The sequence below is a fragment of the Pseudomonas sp. ICMP 3272 genome, from assembly GCF_001466905.1.
Taxonomy (GTDB): domain Bacteria; phylum Pseudomonadota; class Gammaproteobacteria; order Pseudomonadales; family Pseudomonadaceae; genus Aquipseudomonas; species Aquipseudomonas amygdali.
The window spans coordinates 70636-88473 of the sequence record NZ_LKEK01000044.1 but is presented as its reverse complement, the minus strand read 5'-3'; the positions used below and the strand labels follow the sequence as shown (position 1 = coordinate 88473).

Here is a 17838-nt window from a genome sequence, read left to right as displayed (position 1 = left end):
TACCCATAGCAACAGGCAGTAACCGACAGAGGAGGGCTCGGAAGAGGGTATTCGGCAAGGTGCGTCTGCTTCAGGCCAGCCGACTACGAATCAGGTATGAGAGCTGACGTAGGCCGATTTTATTATTTCGATGATTTTTCGGAAAATTACGCGGGAATTGAGCAAGGATCTTGAACGATTAACGCCCTCTGAAATGTAAGAAAAAAGCAGCGTCGTTGATGGACGCTGCTTTTTTTAGGTGCCTACCGGCATGATCAGTGACGAGTGCGCTCAAGAAACTGCCGTGTGCGCTCTTCCTTGGGGTTGGCGAACAGTGCTTTGGCTTCGCCTTGCTCCACGATCACCCCCTTGTCGATGAAGATCACCCGGTTGGCGACCTCTCGTGCAAAGCTCATCTCGTGGGTGACGATCACCATCGTGCGCTTTTCTTCGGCCAGGGCGCGAATAGTGGTCAGCACCTCGCCAACCAGTTCCGGGTCCAGTGCCGAGGTTGGCTCGTCGAACAGAATCACTTGCGGCTCCATCGCCAGCGCCCGTGCAATCGCCACGCGCTGCTGCTGCCCGCCCGAGAGACGACGCGGGTAGGCGTCTTCCTTGCCAGTCAGGCCGACCTTGGCAAGCAGTTTCCTACCCAGCGCCTCGGCGGCTTCCCGCGCGACCTTTTTGACCACCACCGGGCCTTCAATGACGTTTTCCAGCGCGGTGCGATGTGGAAACAGATTGAAGTTCTGAAACACGAACCCTACCTGCTGGCGCAACTGGCGAATCAACCCTTGTTGCTGGTTCATGGAACGTGTGCCATCGATCTCGATGTCACCCACCTTGATCCTGCCGCTGTCTGGCGTCTCCAGCAGGTTCAGGCAGCGCAGCAGGGTGGTCTTGCCCGAGCCGCTGGGACCGATGATGGCGACGACTTCCCCGGCTTCGATACGCAGATCGATGCCCTTGAGCACCTGATTGCCTTTGAATTCCTTGATGAGTTTTTCAACGACTATCATGCGTCAGGTCTCCAGATCATGCCGGTTGACCCTGGCTTCCAGCTTGTTTTGCAGGTGCGAGAGCGCCGTGGCAAGGATCCAGTAGATCAGTGCGGCGGCCAGGTACATGGTGAAAATTTCAAAGGTGCGGGCGGTGATCAATTGCGCCTGGCGGAACAGCTCCGGCACCTGAATGGTGGCGGCCAGCGCGGTGTCCTTGACCAGCGAAATGAAACTGTTGCCCAGTGGCGGCAAGGCCGTGCGTGCTGCTTGCGGCAGTATGGCCCGGCGCATGGTCTGCCAGCGGGTCATGCCGATGCTTGCGGCAGCTTCCCACTGACCACGCTCCACCGAACTGATAGCCGCGCGCAGAATCTCGCAGGCATAGGCGGCCATGTTCAGCGAAAAGCCGATCAGTGCCGCGCTCAGGGGTTCAAGCTGGATACCCAGTTCCGGCAGGCCGTAATAAATCACGAACAGCTGGACCAGCAAGGGCGTACCGCGAAAGAACGACACGTAGATGCGTGCAATCCAGTTCACCAGCTTGAAGCGCGACAGGCGCATCAATGCCAGGCCGAAGCCCAGCAGCAACCCGAAAAACATCCCGCCCAGGCTGAGGAAGACGGTGTAATACGCGCCCTTGAGCAGAAAGGGCGCGGAGTCCAGCGCGAGCTGAAGGCTCTCTTCGATCATTTGGTGACGTCAGCGTTGAAGTATTTCTTCGACAGTTTTTCCAGGGTGCCGTCGGCACGCAGTTTGTCGATGGCCTTGTCGATAGCTGCCTGCAACTCGGGTTCGCCTTTGCGCAGGGCAATGCCAGACTCCTGACGGGAAAACGCGTCACCTGCGGGCACCAGTTTGTTTTTGGTCTTGGTGGCCATTTCCAGAGCTGCCAGGCGATCAACGAGAATCGCGTCGATACGGCCTACACTCAGGTCCTGAATTTTGCTCGGGTCATCGTCATAGGTTTTGACGATTGCGCCCGGGACGTTTTCCTTCAACCATTGTTCGTAGTTGGTGCCCAGCCCCACGCCAACCTTCTTGCCGGTCAGGTCCTTGGCTGTCTTGATGGTGTCTGCATTCTTCTTCAGAACCAGCGCCTGAATGCCGGAAACGGTGTAGGGCTCGGAGAAGTCGTACTTCTTCTTGCGCTCCTCGGAGATGGTCACCTGATTGATCACCACATCCAGACGCTTGGAATCCAGAGCGGCCAGAATGCCGTCCCATTTCGATGGCTGGATCTTGGCTTTCACGCCCAGTTCCTTGGCCAGCGCTTCGGAAAACTCGACTTCGAAGCCGGTGAGCTTGCCGTTTTCATCGACGAAGCTGAACGGCGGGTAAGTGCCTTCAAGGCCCACATTAAGCGTGCCGCTATCCTTGATTTTCTGCAGTTGCTCGCCAGCCATGGCTTGCCCGGCGATACCGGTACCGAGCATCAAGCCCAGTGCCGAGAAAAGAAACGTGCGACGAATAGCGGAAATGTTCATGCGAGCCCCTTGTTGGTATGGAAGTGTCTGGCCATTTTCTGACCCGACTCAAGCAACATCGTGCTGATTATTCAGCTTTTTTTCAGGCAGTTACGTCAGGTGTTGCATCAGAGTTGTTGCCTGCCGGGCGCGACTATATAGCCATCTGCTTATGAGGAAAAATAACAAAAAAAGTTATTTTTCCTATCAAAAGGCATAAAAGCTGCGCCGGCTGAAAAGTTACTGATCGAACGCATCCGGGTAGGCAAACAGCGCCGGAGCACCGCCAGTGTGCAGAAAGATCAGCGGGCCGTCGTTGAAGCGTTGACGGCCAATGCCATCCAGCAAGCCGGACATGGCCTTGCCGGTATAAACCGGGTCCAGCAACAGCCCTTCGTGGCTGGCCACCAGCTTGATCGCCGCCAGCGTACCGGCGTTCGGTTCGCCATAACGCGGAGCGAAATACTCGTCCCACAGTTCAACCTTGAAATGCTCCGGCAGGGCGATATCCAGTAATTCTGCCGTGCGCTCGGCCAAGCCCTGCACTTTGGGCAGTTGTGCTTCTTCACTGCGCGAAACGGTCACGCCGATAACCGGCAATTGCGGTAACTCGTGAGCCAGTGCCAACGCCAGGCCGCTGTGGGTGCCCGCGCTGCCGGAGGCCAGAACAACCGCCGCAAAGTCGATGCCGGTCTGCTTGATCTGCTCAGCCAGTTCCAGCCCGGCACGAACATAACCCAGCGCACCGACCGGGCTTGAGCCACCGATGGGCACCAGATAAGGCTTCTTGCCGCTGGAGCGCAGACGCGCAGCCAGCGCGTGCAGTTGTTCGTCGGCGTTGTCGAGGTTTTCGACCAGCTCGACTTTCGCATCGAACAGCTCCAGCAGCAGGCGATTGCCGTTTTTCAGGTAACTGGGGTCTTCGGTGCCGATGGGGTTTTCCAGCAGCGCCACGCAGCCCAGGCCCAGACGCGCCGCCAGGGCCGCGGTCTGGCGAACATGGTTGGACTGGATGGCACCCGCAGTGATCAGCGTGTCGGCACCTTGGGCCAGCGCGTCTGCGGCGAGGTACTCGAGTTTGCGGACCTTGTTGCCGCCCAGCGCCAGTGTGGTGGTGTCATCACGCTTGATGTAGATATCGCGATCTGCCCAGATCGACAGGCGCTCAAGCTTTTCCAGAGCCGTCGGCGCGCTGATCAGGTCCAGGCGATTGAAACGGGCAAGCTGATTTTTGATCATGGTGGTCGGTAAGCCGTGTAAAGAGTCACCGGACTATAGGCAGACGTTTCCTGCACGGCAACTTATCTGTGCTCACGGCACTGCTGGCGTATTCCTACAGAAATTGTTGTTTTTTTCGTCTGAATGTTTGCCGTAGAGTGGCAACAGCAGCGGCCAGCACTGTCGGTCGCCACCCTTCACATCAAGGAGAGTCAAGCGTGAGCGATATTCCAGAAGCATCCGCCGACGGCAGCTCCAGCCACTGGCAGTTGCAGCGGATCGTCAGCCAGTTGCGCGGCGCGCGTGAAGACTGGCGAGCGCGCAACCGTCGGGTAAGCGGCGAGCACGGCGGGCGCGAACTGCCTTCGCGTGCAGCCATGGGGGAAATTCTTGAAGCGCTGAGCGGGGCGTTGTTCCCGATGCGGCTTGGCCCGGTGGACCTGCGTGAAGAAAGCGAAGATTTCTACGTTGGGCATACGCTGGATGTGGCACTCAATGCGCTGCTGGCCCAGGCCCGCCTGGAGCTGCGCTATGTGGCCCATCAGCAGGGCGGTGACCTGAAGAGCATCGATGCACGAGCGCTCGAGCTGATTCAGGGTTTCGCCATGGCCCTGCCGGGTATTCGTCTGTTGCTGGACACCGACGTCCTGGCCGCCTACCACGGCGACCCGGCTGCGCGCAGCGTCGATGAAGTGCTGCTGTGCTACCCCGGCATTCTGGCGGTGATCCACCATCGTCTGGCGCACCATTTGTATCGCGCCGGTTTGCCGTTGCTGGCACGTATCAGCTCGGAGATCGCCCATTCGGCGACCGGTATCGACATTCATCCGGGCGCGCAGATCGGCCCGAGCTTCTTTATCGATCATGGAACAGGCGTGGTAATTGGCGAAACCGCGATCATCGGCGAGCGGGTGCGGATATATCAGGCCGTGACCCTGGGCGCCAAGCGCTTCCCGTCGGACGAGGACGGCCAGTTGCAGAAAGGCCATGCACGGCACCCAATCGTTGAAGACGACGTGGTGATCTACGCGGGTGCGACCATTCTGGGGCGCATCACCATTGGCAAGGGTTCGACCATCGGCGGCAATGTCTGGCTGACGCGCAGCGTACCGGCAGACTGCAACCTGACCCAGGCCAACCTGCTGCAACAGGATGATTGCAGCAAGAAGTGAGATCGCTCCGTTATCAGATCACCTTCACCGCCCGGCCGATGAACTGGATCGGCCCGGTGGGCTTGCCGATTGGCGAGCCGGTGGATTTTTCCAGGGTCAGTTCGAACAGCTGATTGGGTTGCAGCGGCGGCAGTTTGTCCAGCGGAACATGCAGGCTCTGACCCGGCTTGACCAGCCCGAGCGAGACCGGGCCTTGCCAGTCGTCACCCTTGGTCCAGAACTCCAGCGCCTTGTCGTTCGGAACCTCGAACACGCCAAGCGGAATAAGCTGGATTTCCTGCGAGTTGCTGGCTTGCACAACCCAGCCGGGCGCCTTGTCCTGCGGCCCGACCAGTACCACCAGATAAGACGGTTGCGCCGGTGCGCGGGTCAGCAGCGTCATGCCCAGCACCAGCGACGCCGCTAATCCAGCCCCCGCCAGCCCGCGCCAGACCGACAGGTTGTCCCACCAGCGCACCCGCTGTCTGTGCGGCGCTTGGGCAGGCGCTGCCAGCTCCAGCAAGTTACGCTCGATGCGATCCCACAGACCGGGCGATGGCGTAACCGGTTCGGCCAATTCTGTCAGAGGCAGCAGGCGCTGTTCCCAGGCATCGATGGCCGCCTGCAAATCAGGCTCGTGGGGCAGGCGACGCTGTACGTCGAGCCTTTCCTGCGCCGACAGGGTGCCGAGCACATACTCGCCCGCCAGGTCATGAAGGTTGTCGTCTGAAGGTCGGGTCATCCCATGCACTCCCGCAAAGCCGTCAGGCTGCGCTTGATCCAGGCTTTGACCGTACCTAATGGCGCGCCGATTTTCTGCGCGATTTCCTGATGCGAATAGCCGTCTACATAAGCGTGAAAAACACAGTTGCGGCGCACCGGTTCAAGTTGCTCCAGGCATGAGGTGATGCGCCCCGGATTGACCCGCCAATCGAAGGCATCGCCGGTTTCCTGCCAGCCTTCCAGCGTCGCCTGTTCATGATGATCTTCGCTGCCGTCATCCTTGACGCGCACCTCGCGTGCCGTGTTGCGCAGCGTATTCAGCGCCAGGTGGCGAGTCACGCTGAACACCCAGCCGCGTGCCGACCCACGCGAAGCATCGAAGCTGGCCGCGTGGTTCCAGATTTTCAGGAATGCGTCATGCACGATGTCTTCAGCCAGCGCCCGGTCACGCACCAGCCGCTGAGCGACGCCGAGCAGCCGCGCGCTTTCCTGTTGATAAAGACGCTGCAAGGCCTGCTTGTCACCGCGAGCGCAGGCCTGCAACGTTGCTTCGTAATCAAAGAGAGATTCGTGCGAGGACAAGATGATCCGCCATCAAAGGAAGACTACTGCCTCGCTGACATCACGAGGCTCCCGTGCAGCAGCATAGCCTACTGTTGCACGGTCACCTGATTAAGCGCATTGATCAGCTGGCGGTCCAGAACAGGTAGTCCGCCTGATACTTGACCACTTCCTTCGCGCCCTTGTTGCTCTCTGCACAGGCTTTGGCCGGGGCTACGCCGCCTTTCAAGGCTACGCGCTGAATGTAGGTCACGCCCGTCATCGCGCCCTTGCCTTCAGCCGGGTTGGCCTTGACCAGTTGGTACGGCAGGCTGCCTGCGCTCGACGGCGCCACAGCAACCTGAGTGCCGGTCAGTTTCGAGCCGTCTTTGGCTTCCCAGGTGGCCGGTGGGCCGTAGTAGGTGCCGACCTGTTTGCCGCTCTTGTCATTGAGCACGGCCTTGGGACCGACGAATGCCCACTCCATCTCATTGGGCATGTTGGCTTTGGCGCGGCACTCGTAAGTGATCTCGCCAACCCCGGTGGTGGTCATGCTGACTTTGTTGCCGGCCGGTACCCGGACGCTTTCGGGCAGGTCAGTCTGAGCCATGGCAATGGATGACAGGCAAGTGAAAGCCAGGGTGCTACCAGCAAGGCAGAGCAAGCGTTTTGCGTTCATGCAGAAATCTCCAGAGGGTTTAACCGCGCTCAGCAACTCGAAGTGGCTGCTGAATGTACTACCCGCGAGAAACCCATCTGGATGCAGTGATTTGAAAATATTTTTTCAGTGCCGGCTGAAACGGCTGCGCAGCAGCAAAATACCGGCGATTGCCGCGAGGCCCGAGCCGATCAGCACGCCGACTTTTACTTCATCGATCAGGTGCTGCGAACCAGGAAACGCCAGGTTGCCGATGAACAGGCTCATGGTAAAGCCGATGCCGCACAGAATAGCGACGCCGTACAACTGCACCCAGTTGCTGCCTTCCGGCAATGTCGCCAGCCCGGCACGAATCGCCAGCACTGCGGCAAGGAACACACCGATCTGCTTGCCGACGAACAGGCCCAATGCGACACCCAGCGGCACCGGGTCGATCAGGTTTGCCAGGGTGATGCCGGAAAGTGATACACCCGCATTGGCAAAACCGAAGATCGGCACCACGGCGAACGCCACCCAGTAATGCATCTTTTCTTCAAGAAACAGCAGCGGCGAGCGTGCTTCCTCCTCGGGCTTGCCCATCGGGATGCACAGCGCCAGCGCCACACCGGCCAGCGTGGCGTGTACGCCTGATTGCAGGACGAAGAACCATAGCAGCGCGCCGAGCAGCAGATAGGGCAGCAGGCGGCGGACGTTCAGGCGGTTCAGCGCGATCAATACGGCGAGAGTCACGAATGCGGCGGCCAGCATCGGCAGGTTAAGCCCCGAGCTGTAGAAAAACGCGATGATGGTCACAGCGCCCAAGTCATCGAGAATCGCCAGCGCGGCCAGAAAGACTTTCAGCGAAGTCGGCACCCGATTGCCCAGCAGCGACAACACGCCGAGGGCGAAGGCGATGTCAGTGGCCGCTGGAATCGCCCAGCCGCTCATGGTTTGCGGATTGCCCCAATTGATCGCGATGTAGATCAGTGCAGGCACCAGCATGCCGCCCGCCGCTGCAAAGCCGGGCAGGGCGCGTTGTCCCCAGGTTGCCAGGCCGCCAGCCAGCACTTCGCGCTTGATCTCCAGGCCGACCATCAGAAAGAAGATGGCCATCAGCCCGTCGTTGATCCACAGCTCCACCGACAGGCCCAGCCAGACACTGTGCAGAATCGAGAAGTAGCTGGCGGAGAGGGGGGAGTTGGCGACGATAAGGGCGGCCAGCGCTGCCGCCATCAAGACGATGCCGCCTGCTGATTCGGAGGCGAGGAAACGGGCGAGGACGGCAACGCCTCTGGGCGTTTCCCGGTTGAAAAGTTGAGTCATGGTCATCCTTGAGTGCAAGGCTGTTTTTGTAATGAAGTGCCAGGAATGCGCCTACAGGCCCGTGGCAGTAAGTTCGATCAGGCAGCAACGACTGGCGCGAGGTGATTGCAGTTCGACTTCCAGCAAACCGCCAGAATTATCAACCTGAGCGCAATCAAGTTTACCGAGAATTTCCCACGGCTGGCCGTTCACGCTTATCGCTACTTGTTCGGCCATGCTGAACAGCACGAATGTGCCGGCTGAACTGAACAGTCGTTGCGGATGACGCACGTCTATCCAGTGCAGGCGTGCCGTGTAACGGTGAGGAGCATAGATCAGATTGAAGTCGCGAATCGGCCCGTCCAGCAGCGTGCAACTGACTTCACTGTCGCCGCTGAACGCGAACGGATCCGATGGCAGCAGCGGGCGGCTGGTAATGCCGTCGACGTCCAGTGTCATGCCTGCGCCCTGCAAGACGGTAATGATGCGCTGATAACCGGCGAACACCGAGAAACCGCCTGAGGTTTCAATATCGGCAATCGACAGTCGCCAGCCGAAACCGTCGAGGTCCTGGCCTGCATCGCGAGCGATTTCTTCAGTGCTGCCGCCGCCGTTTTTCCACGGCATGCGCGGGTAGTCGACGGCGCGCAGGAGGCGGGTCTGGCTCATTTGGTAAAGCGTCCTTCCAGGCGATGGCGGGAGCCGGGGTGGATCAGGCGCGCAGCGGTGACGGGCTGGCGGCCTGACCAGGTACGGCGACGAATCAGCAGGCAGGGCTCTCCGGCATCGATCTGCAACAACGTGCATTCATCGGCTTCGGCGAGGATCGCCTCGACCACATGTTCGCCTTCAGTGAGCGGTGCAACCTGTGAGAGATAGGCATAAGGCGTCTGCAGGGTGAAGTCCTGCCTGAGGTAGTCCGGGGCGACCTGAGCGTTCACGAAGCGGTCTTCGATCTGCACCGGAATGTCGTTCTCGTAGTGCACGATCAGCGAATGGAACACCCGCTGGCCTTCGCGCATGTCCAGCGCCAGCGCGCGCTCGGAGCCTGCGGCTTCTTCCTTTAGCACCATGACCTTGCAGGTATGGCGATGGCCGCGCGCGGCGATCTCGTCAGCAATGTTATGCACTTCGAACAGTGCCGACTGGCTTTTGGGTTCTGCGACAAAGGTGCCAACACCCTGCATGCGCACCAGCAAACCTTCAGCGGTCAGCTCACGCAGGGCGCGGTTTATGGTCATGCGGCTGAAACCCAGTTGCGTCACCAATTCGCTTTCCGACGGTACGCGATGGTGCGGCGGCCAGGTGCCGTTCTGGATCTGCAGGGCGATCATGTGTTTGACGCGGGCGTACAAGGGTGCAGGACTTTCGCCCATCTGGGCTGCCAGGGAAGAAACGGCGGGCGGAGTCGACACGAGTGAGTCCTTGTTTTCGAAATGACGTTTTGACGATGATTCAGACGCCTGAGAGCGCCACGCTAACCATTAACCTGCTGCTCGGCAAGCGTGCCGAAGGTTTACCGGTCGCTTAAACGTCTGTATATGTATATACAAATTACAGTGATGAGGTGTGAAGTCAATGTCAGCCTTCTTTGCCGAGCGCGCGTTACTCCCCGACGGCTGGGCCAACAATGTGCGTCTGGAGGTCAGCCAGGAAGGCGTTTTGACCCGCATCGAGGCCAATGCGGATCGGCAGGGTGCCGAAATCGTCAGTGGCCCGTTGCTGCCTGGCATGCCGAACCTGCACTCTCATGCGTTTCAGCGGGCGATGGCCGGGCTGGCGGAAGTGGCGGGCAACCCCAACGATAGTTTCTGGACCTGGCGCGACCTCATGTATCGCCTGGTAGGGCGCATCAGTCCGCAGCAACTGGGCGTTATCGCTCGCCAGCTGTACATCGAAATGCTCAAGGGCGGTTACACCTCGGTTGCCGAATTTCATTACGTGCATCAGGACCTGGACGGCAAACCCTATGCAGATCCTGCCGAACTGGCCGTGCAGATCAGTCAGGCGGCAAGTTCGGTCGGCATCGGCCTGACCCTGCTGCCGGTGCTTTACAGCCACTCGGGGTTTGGCGGGCAGGCACCCAACGAAGGGCAGCGGCGGTTTATTCACAGCACTGACAGCTATCTGGATTTGCAGGCTCGTCTACGCCCGCTTCTGGCGGCTCAGCCCACGCAGCAGTTGGGTCTGTGCTTCCACTCACTGCGTGCGGTGACGCCACAGCAGATCAGTGAAGTACTGGCGGCCAGCGACCAGCAGTGCCCTGTGCATATTCATATTGCCGAACAGCAGAAGGAAGTCGATGACTGCCTGAGCTGGAGCGGTCGTCGTCCGCTGCAATGGCTGTATGAAAATGCCCCTGTGGATAACCGCTGGTGTCTGGTGCATGCGACCCACGTCGAGGCAGATGAGGTGCAACTGATGGCGCAAAGTGGCGCGGTGGCCGGGTTATGCCTGACCACCGAGGCCAACCTGGGCGACGGTATCTTTCCGGCGGTGGACTACGTTGCCCAGGGTGGCCGGTGGGGAATTGGCTCGGACAGTCACGTTTCGCTCAGCGTGGTCGAGGAGCTGCGCTGGCTGGAGTATGGCCAGCGTCTGCGCGATCAGCGCCGTAACCGGCTGTATCGCAGTGATCAGCCGATGGTTGGCCGCACCTTGTACGACGCCGCGCTCGCGAGTGGCGCGCAGGCGCTGGGGCAGCAGGTTGGTGCACTGCAAGTGGGACAACGCGCTGACTGGCTGGTGCTGGATGACAACGACCCGTACATCGCCACGGCCTCGGGCGACGCCATCCTCAACCGCTGGCTGTTCGCTGGCAGCGACCGACAGATTCGCGACGTGGCGGTGAATGGACGCTGGGTCATACGTGAAGGGCGACACGCCGCAGAGGAGCAAAGCAGTCGAGCGTTTGCACAGGTGCTGAGGGAATTGCTGGGCTGATGCGAGAGAGGACGCAGAGCGTCCAGAACGGCATGCCCACGCGGAGCATGGGCACGATAGTGTTCTTGCGGACGCCTGGCGTTCCTCACTTTCCAGCCACGACGCTCATCGTTCCTCACGCTCCAGCGTGGGAATGCCGTGGGTGACGCTCCGCGTCACAAATCTGCGCCGCGCCGCCCATCGAAAATCGGACGCAGAGCGTCCAGAACGGCATGCCGACGCGGAGCATGGGCACGATAGTGTTCTTGCGGACGTCTGGAGTTCCTCACTTTCGAGCCACGACGCTCATCGTTCCTCACGCTCCAGCGTGGGAATGCCGTGGGTGACGCTCCGCGTCACAAATCTGCGCCGCGCCGCCCATCGAAAATCGGACGCGGAGCGTCCAGAGAGGCATGCGACGCAGAGCGTCGCACGATGATCAAGCGTGAGCACAGTAAGTGGAGTCCGCTTACTTCTCGCCCTTGCCGATCTTCGAATCATCTTCGCGCCAGATCAGGCGGGAGGTGTCGTAGCCTTGCTGACGAGCCTTGCTCAGCATGTTTTCCCTGACCGATGCGGAGACGGTCGGTGTGCGCGACAGCAGCCACAGGTATTTGCGGTCCGGGTTGCCGACCACGGCGGTCCGGTAGCCTTCGCTGACGTCCAGAATCCAGTAGTCACCCTTGGCAACGCCCGGCAGCAGGCGCGAGAACCAGTTATCGAACACTACCCACAGCTTGTCGGTCTTGCCCGGTACTTGCGGCGAGGCAGTGCCCTTTGCTTCTTCCCACTTGCCCTCGATAGTGCGGCAACGGTTGGTCACCGCAATGTTGCCGTCGTCCTTGAGCGCGTAAAGCGCCTCGGACTGGGCGCACTTGCGCTGGAAAAACATTGGCAGGCGGGCGATCTCGTACCAGGTGCCCTGATATTGCTTGAGGTCGACGCTGTCGACTGTCCTTGGTTCGAGGTTGTCAGCCGAGTGGGCAAAACCGATGGCCAGAAAGCTGGCCATGACACAAATTCCAAAACGTACCAGTACCTTGATCATGGATTATTTCAGACCCTGACCCGAGAACAGCACAACCTTGTCTGCCGCATACTGCACGCTGATAAAGGTGTTCTGGTCACCCCATGTGCAACTGGACATGCCCAGTGCGCCGGAACATTCCGTCGGGCTGCCCAGCAAGGATTCGACCTGTGCCTTGGGCATGCCGGCGGAAATTTTCGAGTAGTTTTCCTGGGTGATCTTGCTGCAGGCAGCCAGAAATACGCAGAACGAGAGTAACGCGACAGTGCGCAAGGACATGGGTGTAGCTCCTGAACGGAAGTGGGTCGCGTCGCAGTGCAAGCGGAGGCTGGCTGGCGCAGTACCGCAAGCTTAGAGGAGAAAAAGGGAATCTGGTTCCCGGACGGCGCAAGGATTTATGCCGTAGATCAGATGGTTGGCCCGCAGGCTTGTGCCGAACGCAACATCGAATGCTCGTTTGCCTGTCGCCGGGTGGTGATTCAGACGGGCCGAATCACCACTGGCGCACAGCAAGCCTTCTTACTCTTTGTGATACGCGGTAGCGCGTTCGACTTCTTCTTTCGAGCCCAGGTACACCGCTACGCGCTGGTGCAGGCCTTCCGGCTGAATGTCGAGAATCCGCTGATGACCGTCGGTGGACGCGCCGCCAGCCTGCTCGACCAGGAAGGACATCGGGTTGGCTTCATACATCAGACGCAGTTTGCCCGGTTTGGAAGGCTCGCGGCTGTCGCGCGGATACATGAACAGACCGCCACGGGTGAGGATGCGGTGCACGTCGGCCACCATCGCAGCGACCCAGCGCATGTTGTAGTTCTTTTTCAACGGGCCTTCTTCGCCGGCCAGCAACTCGTTCACGTAGCGCTGTACCGGGGCTTCCCAGTGGCGCTGGTTGGACATGTTGATCGCGAATTCCTGGGTGGACTCCGGGATTTTGATGTCTTCGTGAGTGAGCACGAAGCTGCCCATTTCGCGGTCCAGCGTGAAGCCTTTGACGCCGTCGCCCAGGGTCAGCACCAGCATGGTCTGCGGGCCGTAGATGGCGTAACCGGCGGCGACCTGCTCGGTGCCCGGCTGCAGGAAGGCCTTTTCATTCAGCGCTTCGTTCTGGCTGAGGTATTCGTTCGGGCAACGCAGTACCGAAAAGATGGTGCCGACCGGAGCGTTGATGTCGATGTTCGACGAGCCGTCCAGCGGGTCGAAAACCAGCAGGTACGCGCCCTTCGGGTATTTGCCCGGGATCTGGTAGGCGTTGTCCATTTCTTCGGACGCCATGCCGGCCAGGTGACCGCCCCATTCGTTGGCTTCGAGCAGGATCTCGTTGGAGATCACATCAAGCTTTTTCTGAACTTCGCCCTGAACGTTTTCGGTGCCCATGCTGCCAAGTACGCCGCCCAGCGCGCCTTTGGAGACGGCGTGGCTGATTTCCTTGCATGCGCGCGCCACAACTTCGATCAGGAAGCGCAGATCGGCAGGGGTGTTGTTGCTGCGAGTCTGCTCAATCAAGTAACGACTTAGTGTAACGCGGGACATGGATAGCTCCGAAATAGGGGGTATGAAAACCCGCGCAGTTTAACGCGAGTGGCGACGTAATACTGCTATCAGACTGGCTTATGACTGTTTCAGTTCAGATGTCGGGCAAAGCGCACCCGACAGCCTGTGTGTTTCAGCGTTTTGATGCGCGCAGCGTGCTGAATGCCATCCAGCCCAGAAACAGTACACCGAGCAGCAGAACAGCCCAAAGCCCGAGGCGTTTGAAGTCCATGCTCTGCGGCACCGCTATCGGCGCAGCTGCCATGTTGGCAACAGATGCCGTAGCGGGTTCCGCTGTCCCGAGCGAGGCCAGTTTTTCCGGACTCAAGTCGGGGATCAGGGTGGCCAGCGACAGGTTCGCCGCCTTGACGTTCGGGTTGCCGATGGCCAGCGTGAAGGGCCCTTCACCGCGTGCCAGGAATACGATTTCCGTGGCAGGCACGGCCACGCTCAACTGCGGCGCTTCACTGCCCAGCCCGCCGCCGCGATCATCCACCACCAGTTTTAGCTGTTGAACGATGCGCCCGGACAATTGCAGCTGGTCCTGCAAGACATCGCTGTTGTTCTGCGATAACCGGTACAACAGGCCACTGCTGATCGGCTGCCAGGGTTGTTTCGCGTCCATCCGACCGTAAAGCGTCGCCGGTGCGAGGCTGTTTGGCTGGGCAATGTCGACCTTGACGCGCCCTACCGGCAAGCCGCTCGGCAGTTGCCAGACATATTCGTTGGGGCTTTCGACGACGCCCTTGACCGGTGGCGACCAGGTCAGCGGCGGGGTCGGGCTTTCAGTGCTGGCGCTGAGCAGGTGGGCGGAGATCAACAGGGGTGCGCTGTGCGGAGCGCGCCACAACAGACGCAGGTAGCGGGCGCTCTGGCCGGGCAGGCCGACTTCACGTTGCTCGATCACTTCGTCGGCAAATGACAGCCGGGCAACCTGCCCTTCGCCCCAGTTGCGCCAGTGCTGCAGGTCATCGCTGGCTTCGATGCTGAAATTCTGGAAACCTTCACGCTCGGTGCTCCAGTCGATCACCAGCTGCTCCAGTGGCGCCTTGATCGCGCTGGTGTCCAGCAACCAGCCGCGCAGCACTTCTTCACCAGCCTCGATATCGCTTTGCGGCTGGACCTCGATCACGCTGCCGTTGCTTGAGCGCTCGATACGGATGACCGGCGCGGCATCGCCTGCTTCCTGCGTGCTGTAAAGGGCAAACCATTTGACCGGGATTGGCGTGGGTTCCTGCTCGCGTGCAGGCTGTCGCGGCGTGATCGAATAAGCCTGCGGCTGGCCTTCGGCATTGAACACGCGCACATCACCCAGGTCGCCCTGCCGGGCATTCAGCTGGACGGCAAGCGGTAACTCGATGCGATACCAAGGCCCGTCGCCGCTAAGGCTCAGTGGGGTCTGGCTGGCAAAGTCCGTCGGCTTGTCCTGGGCGACGGCGGTTACCGCCGTGCACAAGGCCAGGCCAAGCACGGCGATCTTCATGGCGGGATGACTCAAGAACGTTTTCCTCATAGCTTATCCGGCGCGGCGGTCGGGCCTGGGCCGGGTTCTTCGCCGACCTTTCTGGCAGGGTGTTTCGGCGGCAATGGTGCGAAATATCCCACCACCAGTAGCAGAATGCCAACACCGATGAACGAGACGATGCGCTCCATGCCGCCACGGTTGCTCAGCTCGACGAAGAATAGCTTGATCACCACCACGCCGATCAATGCTGCGCCGCCCAGCCAGAGCTCGCGGTTGCTGCGCATATGACCGCCGATCATCAGGGCCAGCGCCATCAGCGTCCAGACGATCGACAACCCGGCCTGAACGCGCATCGACTCAAGCAACGCCTCGGTGTGCCACGGTACTTGAGCCCAATGATGGGCTGTACGCATGACCATTGCCGTGACGAGTGCAAACAGCGAAGCGCCTGCCACCAGCAAGGCAGCATTGCGAGGGCGCGTGAGGTACTTGCGCATCCACAGGCATGCTCCGGCCAGAGCCAGCAACAGGCCGATTTCCAGCGGGTTGAGCAGCGGGATATAAGGCAGCGGTTCCGCCGCACCGTCGCTGAACGTGTTCGCCAGCCAGAACCACGCCAGCATCAATACCGCCAGTGGTGCCGCGGCCCCGACATGGTAGGCCTCGGGGCAAGCCTTCACCGGCCATGGCCACTGACGCTCTGAGCTCATCGCCAGCAGGAACAGGCCAGGCAGAATCGCCCAGCCCAGCCAGCGCCAGGCGTTGTAAGACTCGGACAGCTGCAGCAGGCCGAAACGCAATTCCAGTGCCAGTACGGCGATGATCAACAGGCAGCCCGTGGTGTGAGCGATACGTTGTGCGAGGATCGGCAGCGTGTCTGCCAGATAGAGCAAGGTCAGCAGATGTACGGCGAACGCGGCTGCCCAGGCCAGCCAGCCCCAGTTCGCGGCCGGGTGGTAATGCTCACTCAGCGAGCCCAGTAACAGAAGGGCGCTGACTGGGGTGAGTACGCTGCACAATACGGCGAGGTCTGGCCAGTGCAAACGCAGGGCCAGCACTGCCCAGATAGCTACGCTGAGCGCAGCCGCGATCAACAGCAGTGGCGTCTGCACGCTGTTCGGTGCGTACAGTTGCACGACGCTGATCAATGAAACCGCCCACCAGATCGCGCCCCATATCGTCAGTACCGTTCTGGCGATTTTCTGATCGATGATCATCAGGGTGTTGAAGCGGAACACGCTCCAGGCGCTGATCAGGGCCGCGATGGCCAGAATCATCGGTGTCCAGTAGTCGCCAGCCCAGCTGGAATTGTCTGAATCACTGATCAGCATTGCGCTGGCGCACACCTGCAACACCAGGCCGAAAACCTGTGCCAGCTTGCGGTGCTGGCGCAGGCCCAGCCAGAAAACCGCTGCGCCTTCCACGGCCCACGCGCAGGTCGTCCATTGCGAACCGAGGCCCAACGGGATGGCCAGGGTGGCAAACACCACGCCCAGCGCCAGGCAGGTTTCCATCAACAAAACGGTTCGGCCGGTCGCACGTGCCGCCAGCCAGCGTGCCAGCCCCATGTAGATCAGGCCCAGCGCGAGCGCGCTGAACGCGGCACCGAACTCAAGGTGTTCGACCAGCGCGTATTGCAGGCCGAACCCGACGATTGGCGTGCCAAACAGCAGTGTGCCGTCGACGTAATCACCCTGACGTGCCGACCAGCGCAGCAGGGCTTCGCGACTGGCCTCCGGTGGCGCGTCAGTGAGTTCCAGCAGCTTGCGACGCGCATACAGCAGACCGATGGCCAGGTACATCACAAAGAACAGAATCAGAAAGGGCTCGGTGCTCCAGAACAGCTCGGGGGTGTAAGCCCGTATGCCCCAGGCGAAACCGATGCCGAAAGTGCCGAAAAAACCGATCAGGTTGAGAATGCGCCAGGCCTTGAACCAGGCGATGGCAATGATGCCCGCGTTGAGCAGGGCAAAGTAACTGAACAGCGAGATGTGGCTGCCTTGCCCGGTCGACGCGAGCAGTGGTGCTGCGAATCCACCCAGCGCGCCGGCGCAGGCCAGGGCCAGAGCATTCTGTGTCAACGCCAGAATGGCCGAGAAAGCGGTGATCGCTACCAGCAGCACAAAGCCCGGTGCCGGATCGAGCAGGGCGTGCAATTTCATCGCCGCAAAGACGGTCAGGTACAACACGCCCACGCCTGCGCCTTGCAACATCAGCGCGTAAGGGCCGTTGCGCAAACGCAGCCACCAACCCAGGCCGAGCAGGGCCAGTGCGCTGGCGGCGACTGCGGCGTAGCGTGCTTCAATCGGTACGACCATGCCTTCGGTGGCGTAGCGCAGCAGAAAGGCCAGCCCGAGAAACAGCACCACTACGCCCACTCGCAGTACCGTATTGCCGCCCAGCAGCCAGTCTTTTGCGCGATTGATGGCGCTGTCCAGCAGATTGGGCTGTGCTGCCTTTGAAGGCTGACGGATTTCGGTGGCGGGTTCGACAGGCCCTGTTGCCTGCGGCTCTTCGTCTGGCAGGTCCCAGATCAGCTCGGGGCCATCAGTGGGTGCCTCGATAATGATCGCATCCACTGGGAGCGGTGCGGCGTCCTGCGCAGGTGGCACGCCGGATGTGGACTGACGCTCGAGCGCGCTCAGGCGCTGCTCAAGGGCATCGAGGGATTGGCGGGTTGCGAGCAGTTGTTGCAGTTGGTCGGCGGATTGCCTGCCAAGCAGGCGCATGCGGATGCCCCCCCAGACGGCCCAGGCCATGACTGCGCCGATCAGCGAACCTGCCCACTCGTCATAGCTAAGCGCGTAGCCCAGCGCTGCACCGCCCACCACCAGACAAATCCAAAGCACGCGACGACATCCTTTTCGATGTGTGAAGGTT

At 60.5% G+C, this 17838-nt stretch carries 17 protein-coding genes; 2 read left to right on the top strand and 15 right to left on the bottom strand.

What is annotated here, in order from left to right; all coding sequences use genetic code 11:
* Window positions 1-254: 254 nt before the first annotated feature.
* The 4 genes from tcyN to AO068_RS10125 form a co-directional block, all read right to left on the bottom strand.
* Window positions 255-998, bottom strand: coding sequence for an L-cystine ABC transporter ATP-binding protein TcyN (gene tcyN / locus AO068_RS10140; protein WP_058408291.1), 744 nt, complete (start codon window positions 996-998; stop codon window positions 255-257).
* Window positions 999-1001: 3 nt separating this feature from the next.
* Window positions 1002-1670 (bottom strand): cystine ABC transporter permease, encoded by a 669-nt coding sequence (gene tcyL / locus AO068_RS10135; protein WP_080394778.1) that lies wholly within the window; start codon window positions 1668-1670, stop codon window positions 1002-1004.
* The gene (gene tcyJ, locus AO068_RS10130; protein WP_005778615.1) at window positions 1667-2464 is read right to left on the bottom strand and encodes a cystine ABC transporter substrate-binding protein; all 798 of its coding nucleotides are present in this window, start codon (window positions 2462-2464) and stop codon (window positions 1667-1669) included. Before tcyJ ends, tcyL begins: the two co-directional genes overlap by 4 nt.
* Before the next feature lie 219 nt (window positions 2465-2683).
* Window positions 2684-3682: a D-cysteine desulfhydrase gene (locus AO068_RS10125; RefSeq protein ID WP_002551606.1), complete on the bottom strand. Its 999-nt coding sequence runs from the start codon at window positions 3680-3682 to the stop codon at window positions 2684-2686.
* A gap of 197 nt (window positions 3683-3879) precedes the next feature.
* On the opposite strand from AO068_RS10125, the gene epsC reads away from it, so the two are divergent.
* A complete protein-coding gene (gene epsC, locus AO068_RS10120; RefSeq protein ID WP_057434071.1) occupies window positions 3880-4833 on the top strand; it encodes a serine O-acetyltransferase EpsC in 954 nt (317 codons plus the stop codon).
* Between the two features lie 13 nt (window positions 4834-4846).
* Here the strand turns inward: epsC and AO068_RS10115 are convergent, their stop codons facing one another.
* The 6 genes from AO068_RS10115 to hutC all read right to left on the bottom strand — a co-directional run bounded on the left by AO068_RS10115 (window position 4847) and on the right by hutC (window position 9390).
* The gene (locus AO068_RS10115) at window positions 4847-5554 is read right to left on the bottom strand and encodes an anti-sigma factor (protein ID WP_058408290.1); all 708 of its coding nucleotides are present in this window, start codon (window positions 5552-5554) and stop codon (window positions 4847-4849) included.
* Window positions 5551-6117 (bottom strand): sigma-70 family RNA polymerase sigma factor, encoded by a 567-nt coding sequence (locus AO068_RS10110; protein ID WP_058408289.1) that lies wholly within the window; start codon window positions 6115-6117, stop codon window positions 5551-5553. The genes AO068_RS10115 and AO068_RS10110 overlap by 4 nt, the downstream gene beginning before the upstream one ends.
* 103 nt (window positions 6118-6220) lie before the next feature.
* Entirely contained in the window at window positions 6221-6754 is a 534-nt protein-coding gene (locus AO068_RS10105) for a DUF3455 domain-containing protein (RefSeq protein ID WP_058408288.1), read from the bottom strand.
* Between the two features lie 105 nt (window positions 6755-6859).
* Window positions 6860-8035, bottom strand: coding sequence for a Na+/H+ antiporter NhaA (gene nhaA / locus AO068_RS10100; protein ID WP_058408287.1), 1176 nt, complete (start codon window positions 8033-8035; stop codon window positions 6860-6862).
* Between the two features lie 51 nt (window positions 8036-8086).
* Window positions 8087-8683 carry a HutD/Ves family protein gene (locus AO068_RS10095; RefSeq protein WP_058402806.1) on the bottom strand — a complete coding sequence of 199 codons (597 nt, stop codon included), beginning with the start codon at window positions 8681-8683 and terminating at the stop codon, window positions 8087-8089.
* Window positions 8680-9390, bottom strand: a complete 711-nt coding sequence (hutC, locus tag AO068_RS10090) for a histidine utilization repressor (RefSeq protein WP_161794677.1) — start codon at window positions 9388-9390, stop codon at window positions 8680-8682. The genes AO068_RS10095 and hutC overlap by 4 nt, the downstream gene beginning before the upstream one ends.
* Before the next feature lie 202 nt (window positions 9391-9592).
* Between hutC and AO068_RS10085 the strand changes: the two genes are divergently transcribed.
* On the top strand, window positions 9593-10957 hold the full coding sequence (locus tag AO068_RS10085) for a formimidoylglutamate deiminase (protein ID WP_058408286.1): 1365 nt from the start codon (window positions 9593-9595) through the stop codon (window positions 10955-10957).
* 448 nt (window positions 10958-11405) lie between these two features.
* Here the strand turns inward: AO068_RS10085 and AO068_RS10080 are convergent, their stop codons facing one another.
* From AO068_RS10080 to AO068_RS10060, 5 genes are all read right to left on the bottom strand, one after another.
* Window positions 11406-11984, bottom strand: a complete 579-nt coding sequence (locus AO068_RS10080; protein ID WP_058408285.1) for a lipocalin family protein — start codon at window positions 11982-11984, stop codon at window positions 11406-11408.
* Between the two features lie 3 nt (window positions 11985-11987).
* Window positions 11988-12242 carry an outer membrane protein assembly factor BamE domain-containing protein gene (gene bamE, locus AO068_RS10075; RefSeq protein ID WP_002551616.1) on the bottom strand — a complete coding sequence of 85 codons (255 nt, stop codon included), beginning with the start codon at window positions 12240-12242 and terminating at the stop codon, window positions 11988-11990.
* 240 nt (window positions 12243-12482) lie between these two features.
* Entirely contained in the window at window positions 12483-13493 is a 1011-nt protein-coding gene (locus AO068_RS10070; RefSeq protein ID WP_004666507.1) for a class 1 fructose-bisphosphatase, read from the bottom strand.
* A 133-nt stretch (window positions 13494-13626) separates the two neighbouring features.
* The gene (locus AO068_RS10065; RefSeq protein WP_005743138.1) at window positions 13627-14976 is read right to left on the bottom strand and encodes a DUF3999 domain-containing protein; all 1350 of its coding nucleotides are present in this window, start codon (window positions 14974-14976) and stop codon (window positions 13627-13629) included.
* Between the two features lie 26 nt (window positions 14977-15002).
* Window positions 15003-17807: a DUF2339 domain-containing protein gene (locus AO068_RS10060; protein ID WP_058408284.1), complete on the bottom strand. Its 2805-nt coding sequence runs from the start codon at window positions 17805-17807 to the stop codon at window positions 15003-15005.
* Window positions 17808-17838: the final 31 nt, after the last annotated feature.

What these genes read in the sequence shown, in the direction of transcription:
- tcyN (WP_058408291.1), bottom strand. Translation starts at nt 998, where the DNA reads ATGATAGTCGTTGAAAAACTCATCAAGGAATTCAAAGGCAATCAGGTG.
- tcyL (WP_080394778.1), bottom strand. Translation starts at nt 1,670, where the DNA reads ATGATCGAAGAGAGCCTTCAGCTCGCGCTGGACTCCGCGCCCTTTCTG.
- tcyJ (WP_005778615.1), bottom strand. Translation starts at nt 2,464, where the DNA reads ATGAACATTTCCGCTATTCGTCGCACGTTTCTTTTCTCGGCACTGGGC.
- AO068_RS10125 (WP_002551606.1), bottom strand. Translation starts at nt 3,682, where the DNA reads ATGATCAAAAATCAGCTTGCCCGTTTCAATCGCCTGGACCTGATCAGC.
- AO068_RS10115 (WP_058408290.1), bottom strand. Translation starts at nt 5,554, where the DNA reads ATGACCCGACCTTCAGACGACAACCTTCATGACCTGGCGGGCGAGTAT.
- AO068_RS10105 (WP_058408288.1), bottom strand. Translation starts at nt 6,754, where the DNA reads ATGAACGCAAAACGCTTGCTCTGCCTTGCTGGTAGCACCCTGGCTTTC.
- nhaA (WP_058408287.1), bottom strand. Translation starts at nt 8,035, where the DNA reads ATGACTCAACTTTTCAACCGGGAAACGCCCAGAGGCGTTGCCGTCCTC.
- AO068_RS10095 (WP_058402806.1), bottom strand. Translation starts at nt 8,683, where the DNA reads ATGAGCCAGACCCGCCTCCTGCGCGCCGTCGACTACCCGCGCATGCCG.
- hutC (WP_161794677.1), bottom strand. Translation starts at nt 9,390, where the DNA reads ATGGGCGAAAGTCCTGCACCCTTGTACGCCCGCGTCAAACACATGATC.
- AO068_RS10085 (WP_058408286.1), top strand. Translation starts at nt 9,593, where the DNA reads ATGTCAGCCTTCTTTGCCGAGCGCGCGTTACTCCCCGACGGCTGGGCC.
- AO068_RS10080 (WP_058408285.1), bottom strand. Translation starts at nt 11,984, where the DNA reads ATGATCAAGGTACTGGTACGTTTTGGAATTTGTGTCATGGCCAGCTTT.
- bamE (WP_002551616.1), bottom strand. Translation starts at nt 12,242, where the DNA reads ATGTCCTTGCGCACTGTCGCGTTACTCTCGTTCTGCGTATTTCTGGCT.
- AO068_RS10070 (WP_004666507.1), bottom strand. Translation starts at nt 13,493, where the DNA reads ATGTCCCGCGTTACACTAAGTCGTTACTTGATTGAGCAGACTCGCAGC.
- AO068_RS10065 (WP_005743138.1), bottom strand. Translation starts at nt 14,976, where the DNA reads ATGAAGATCGCCGTGCTTGGCCTGGCCTTGTGCACGGCGGTAACCGCC.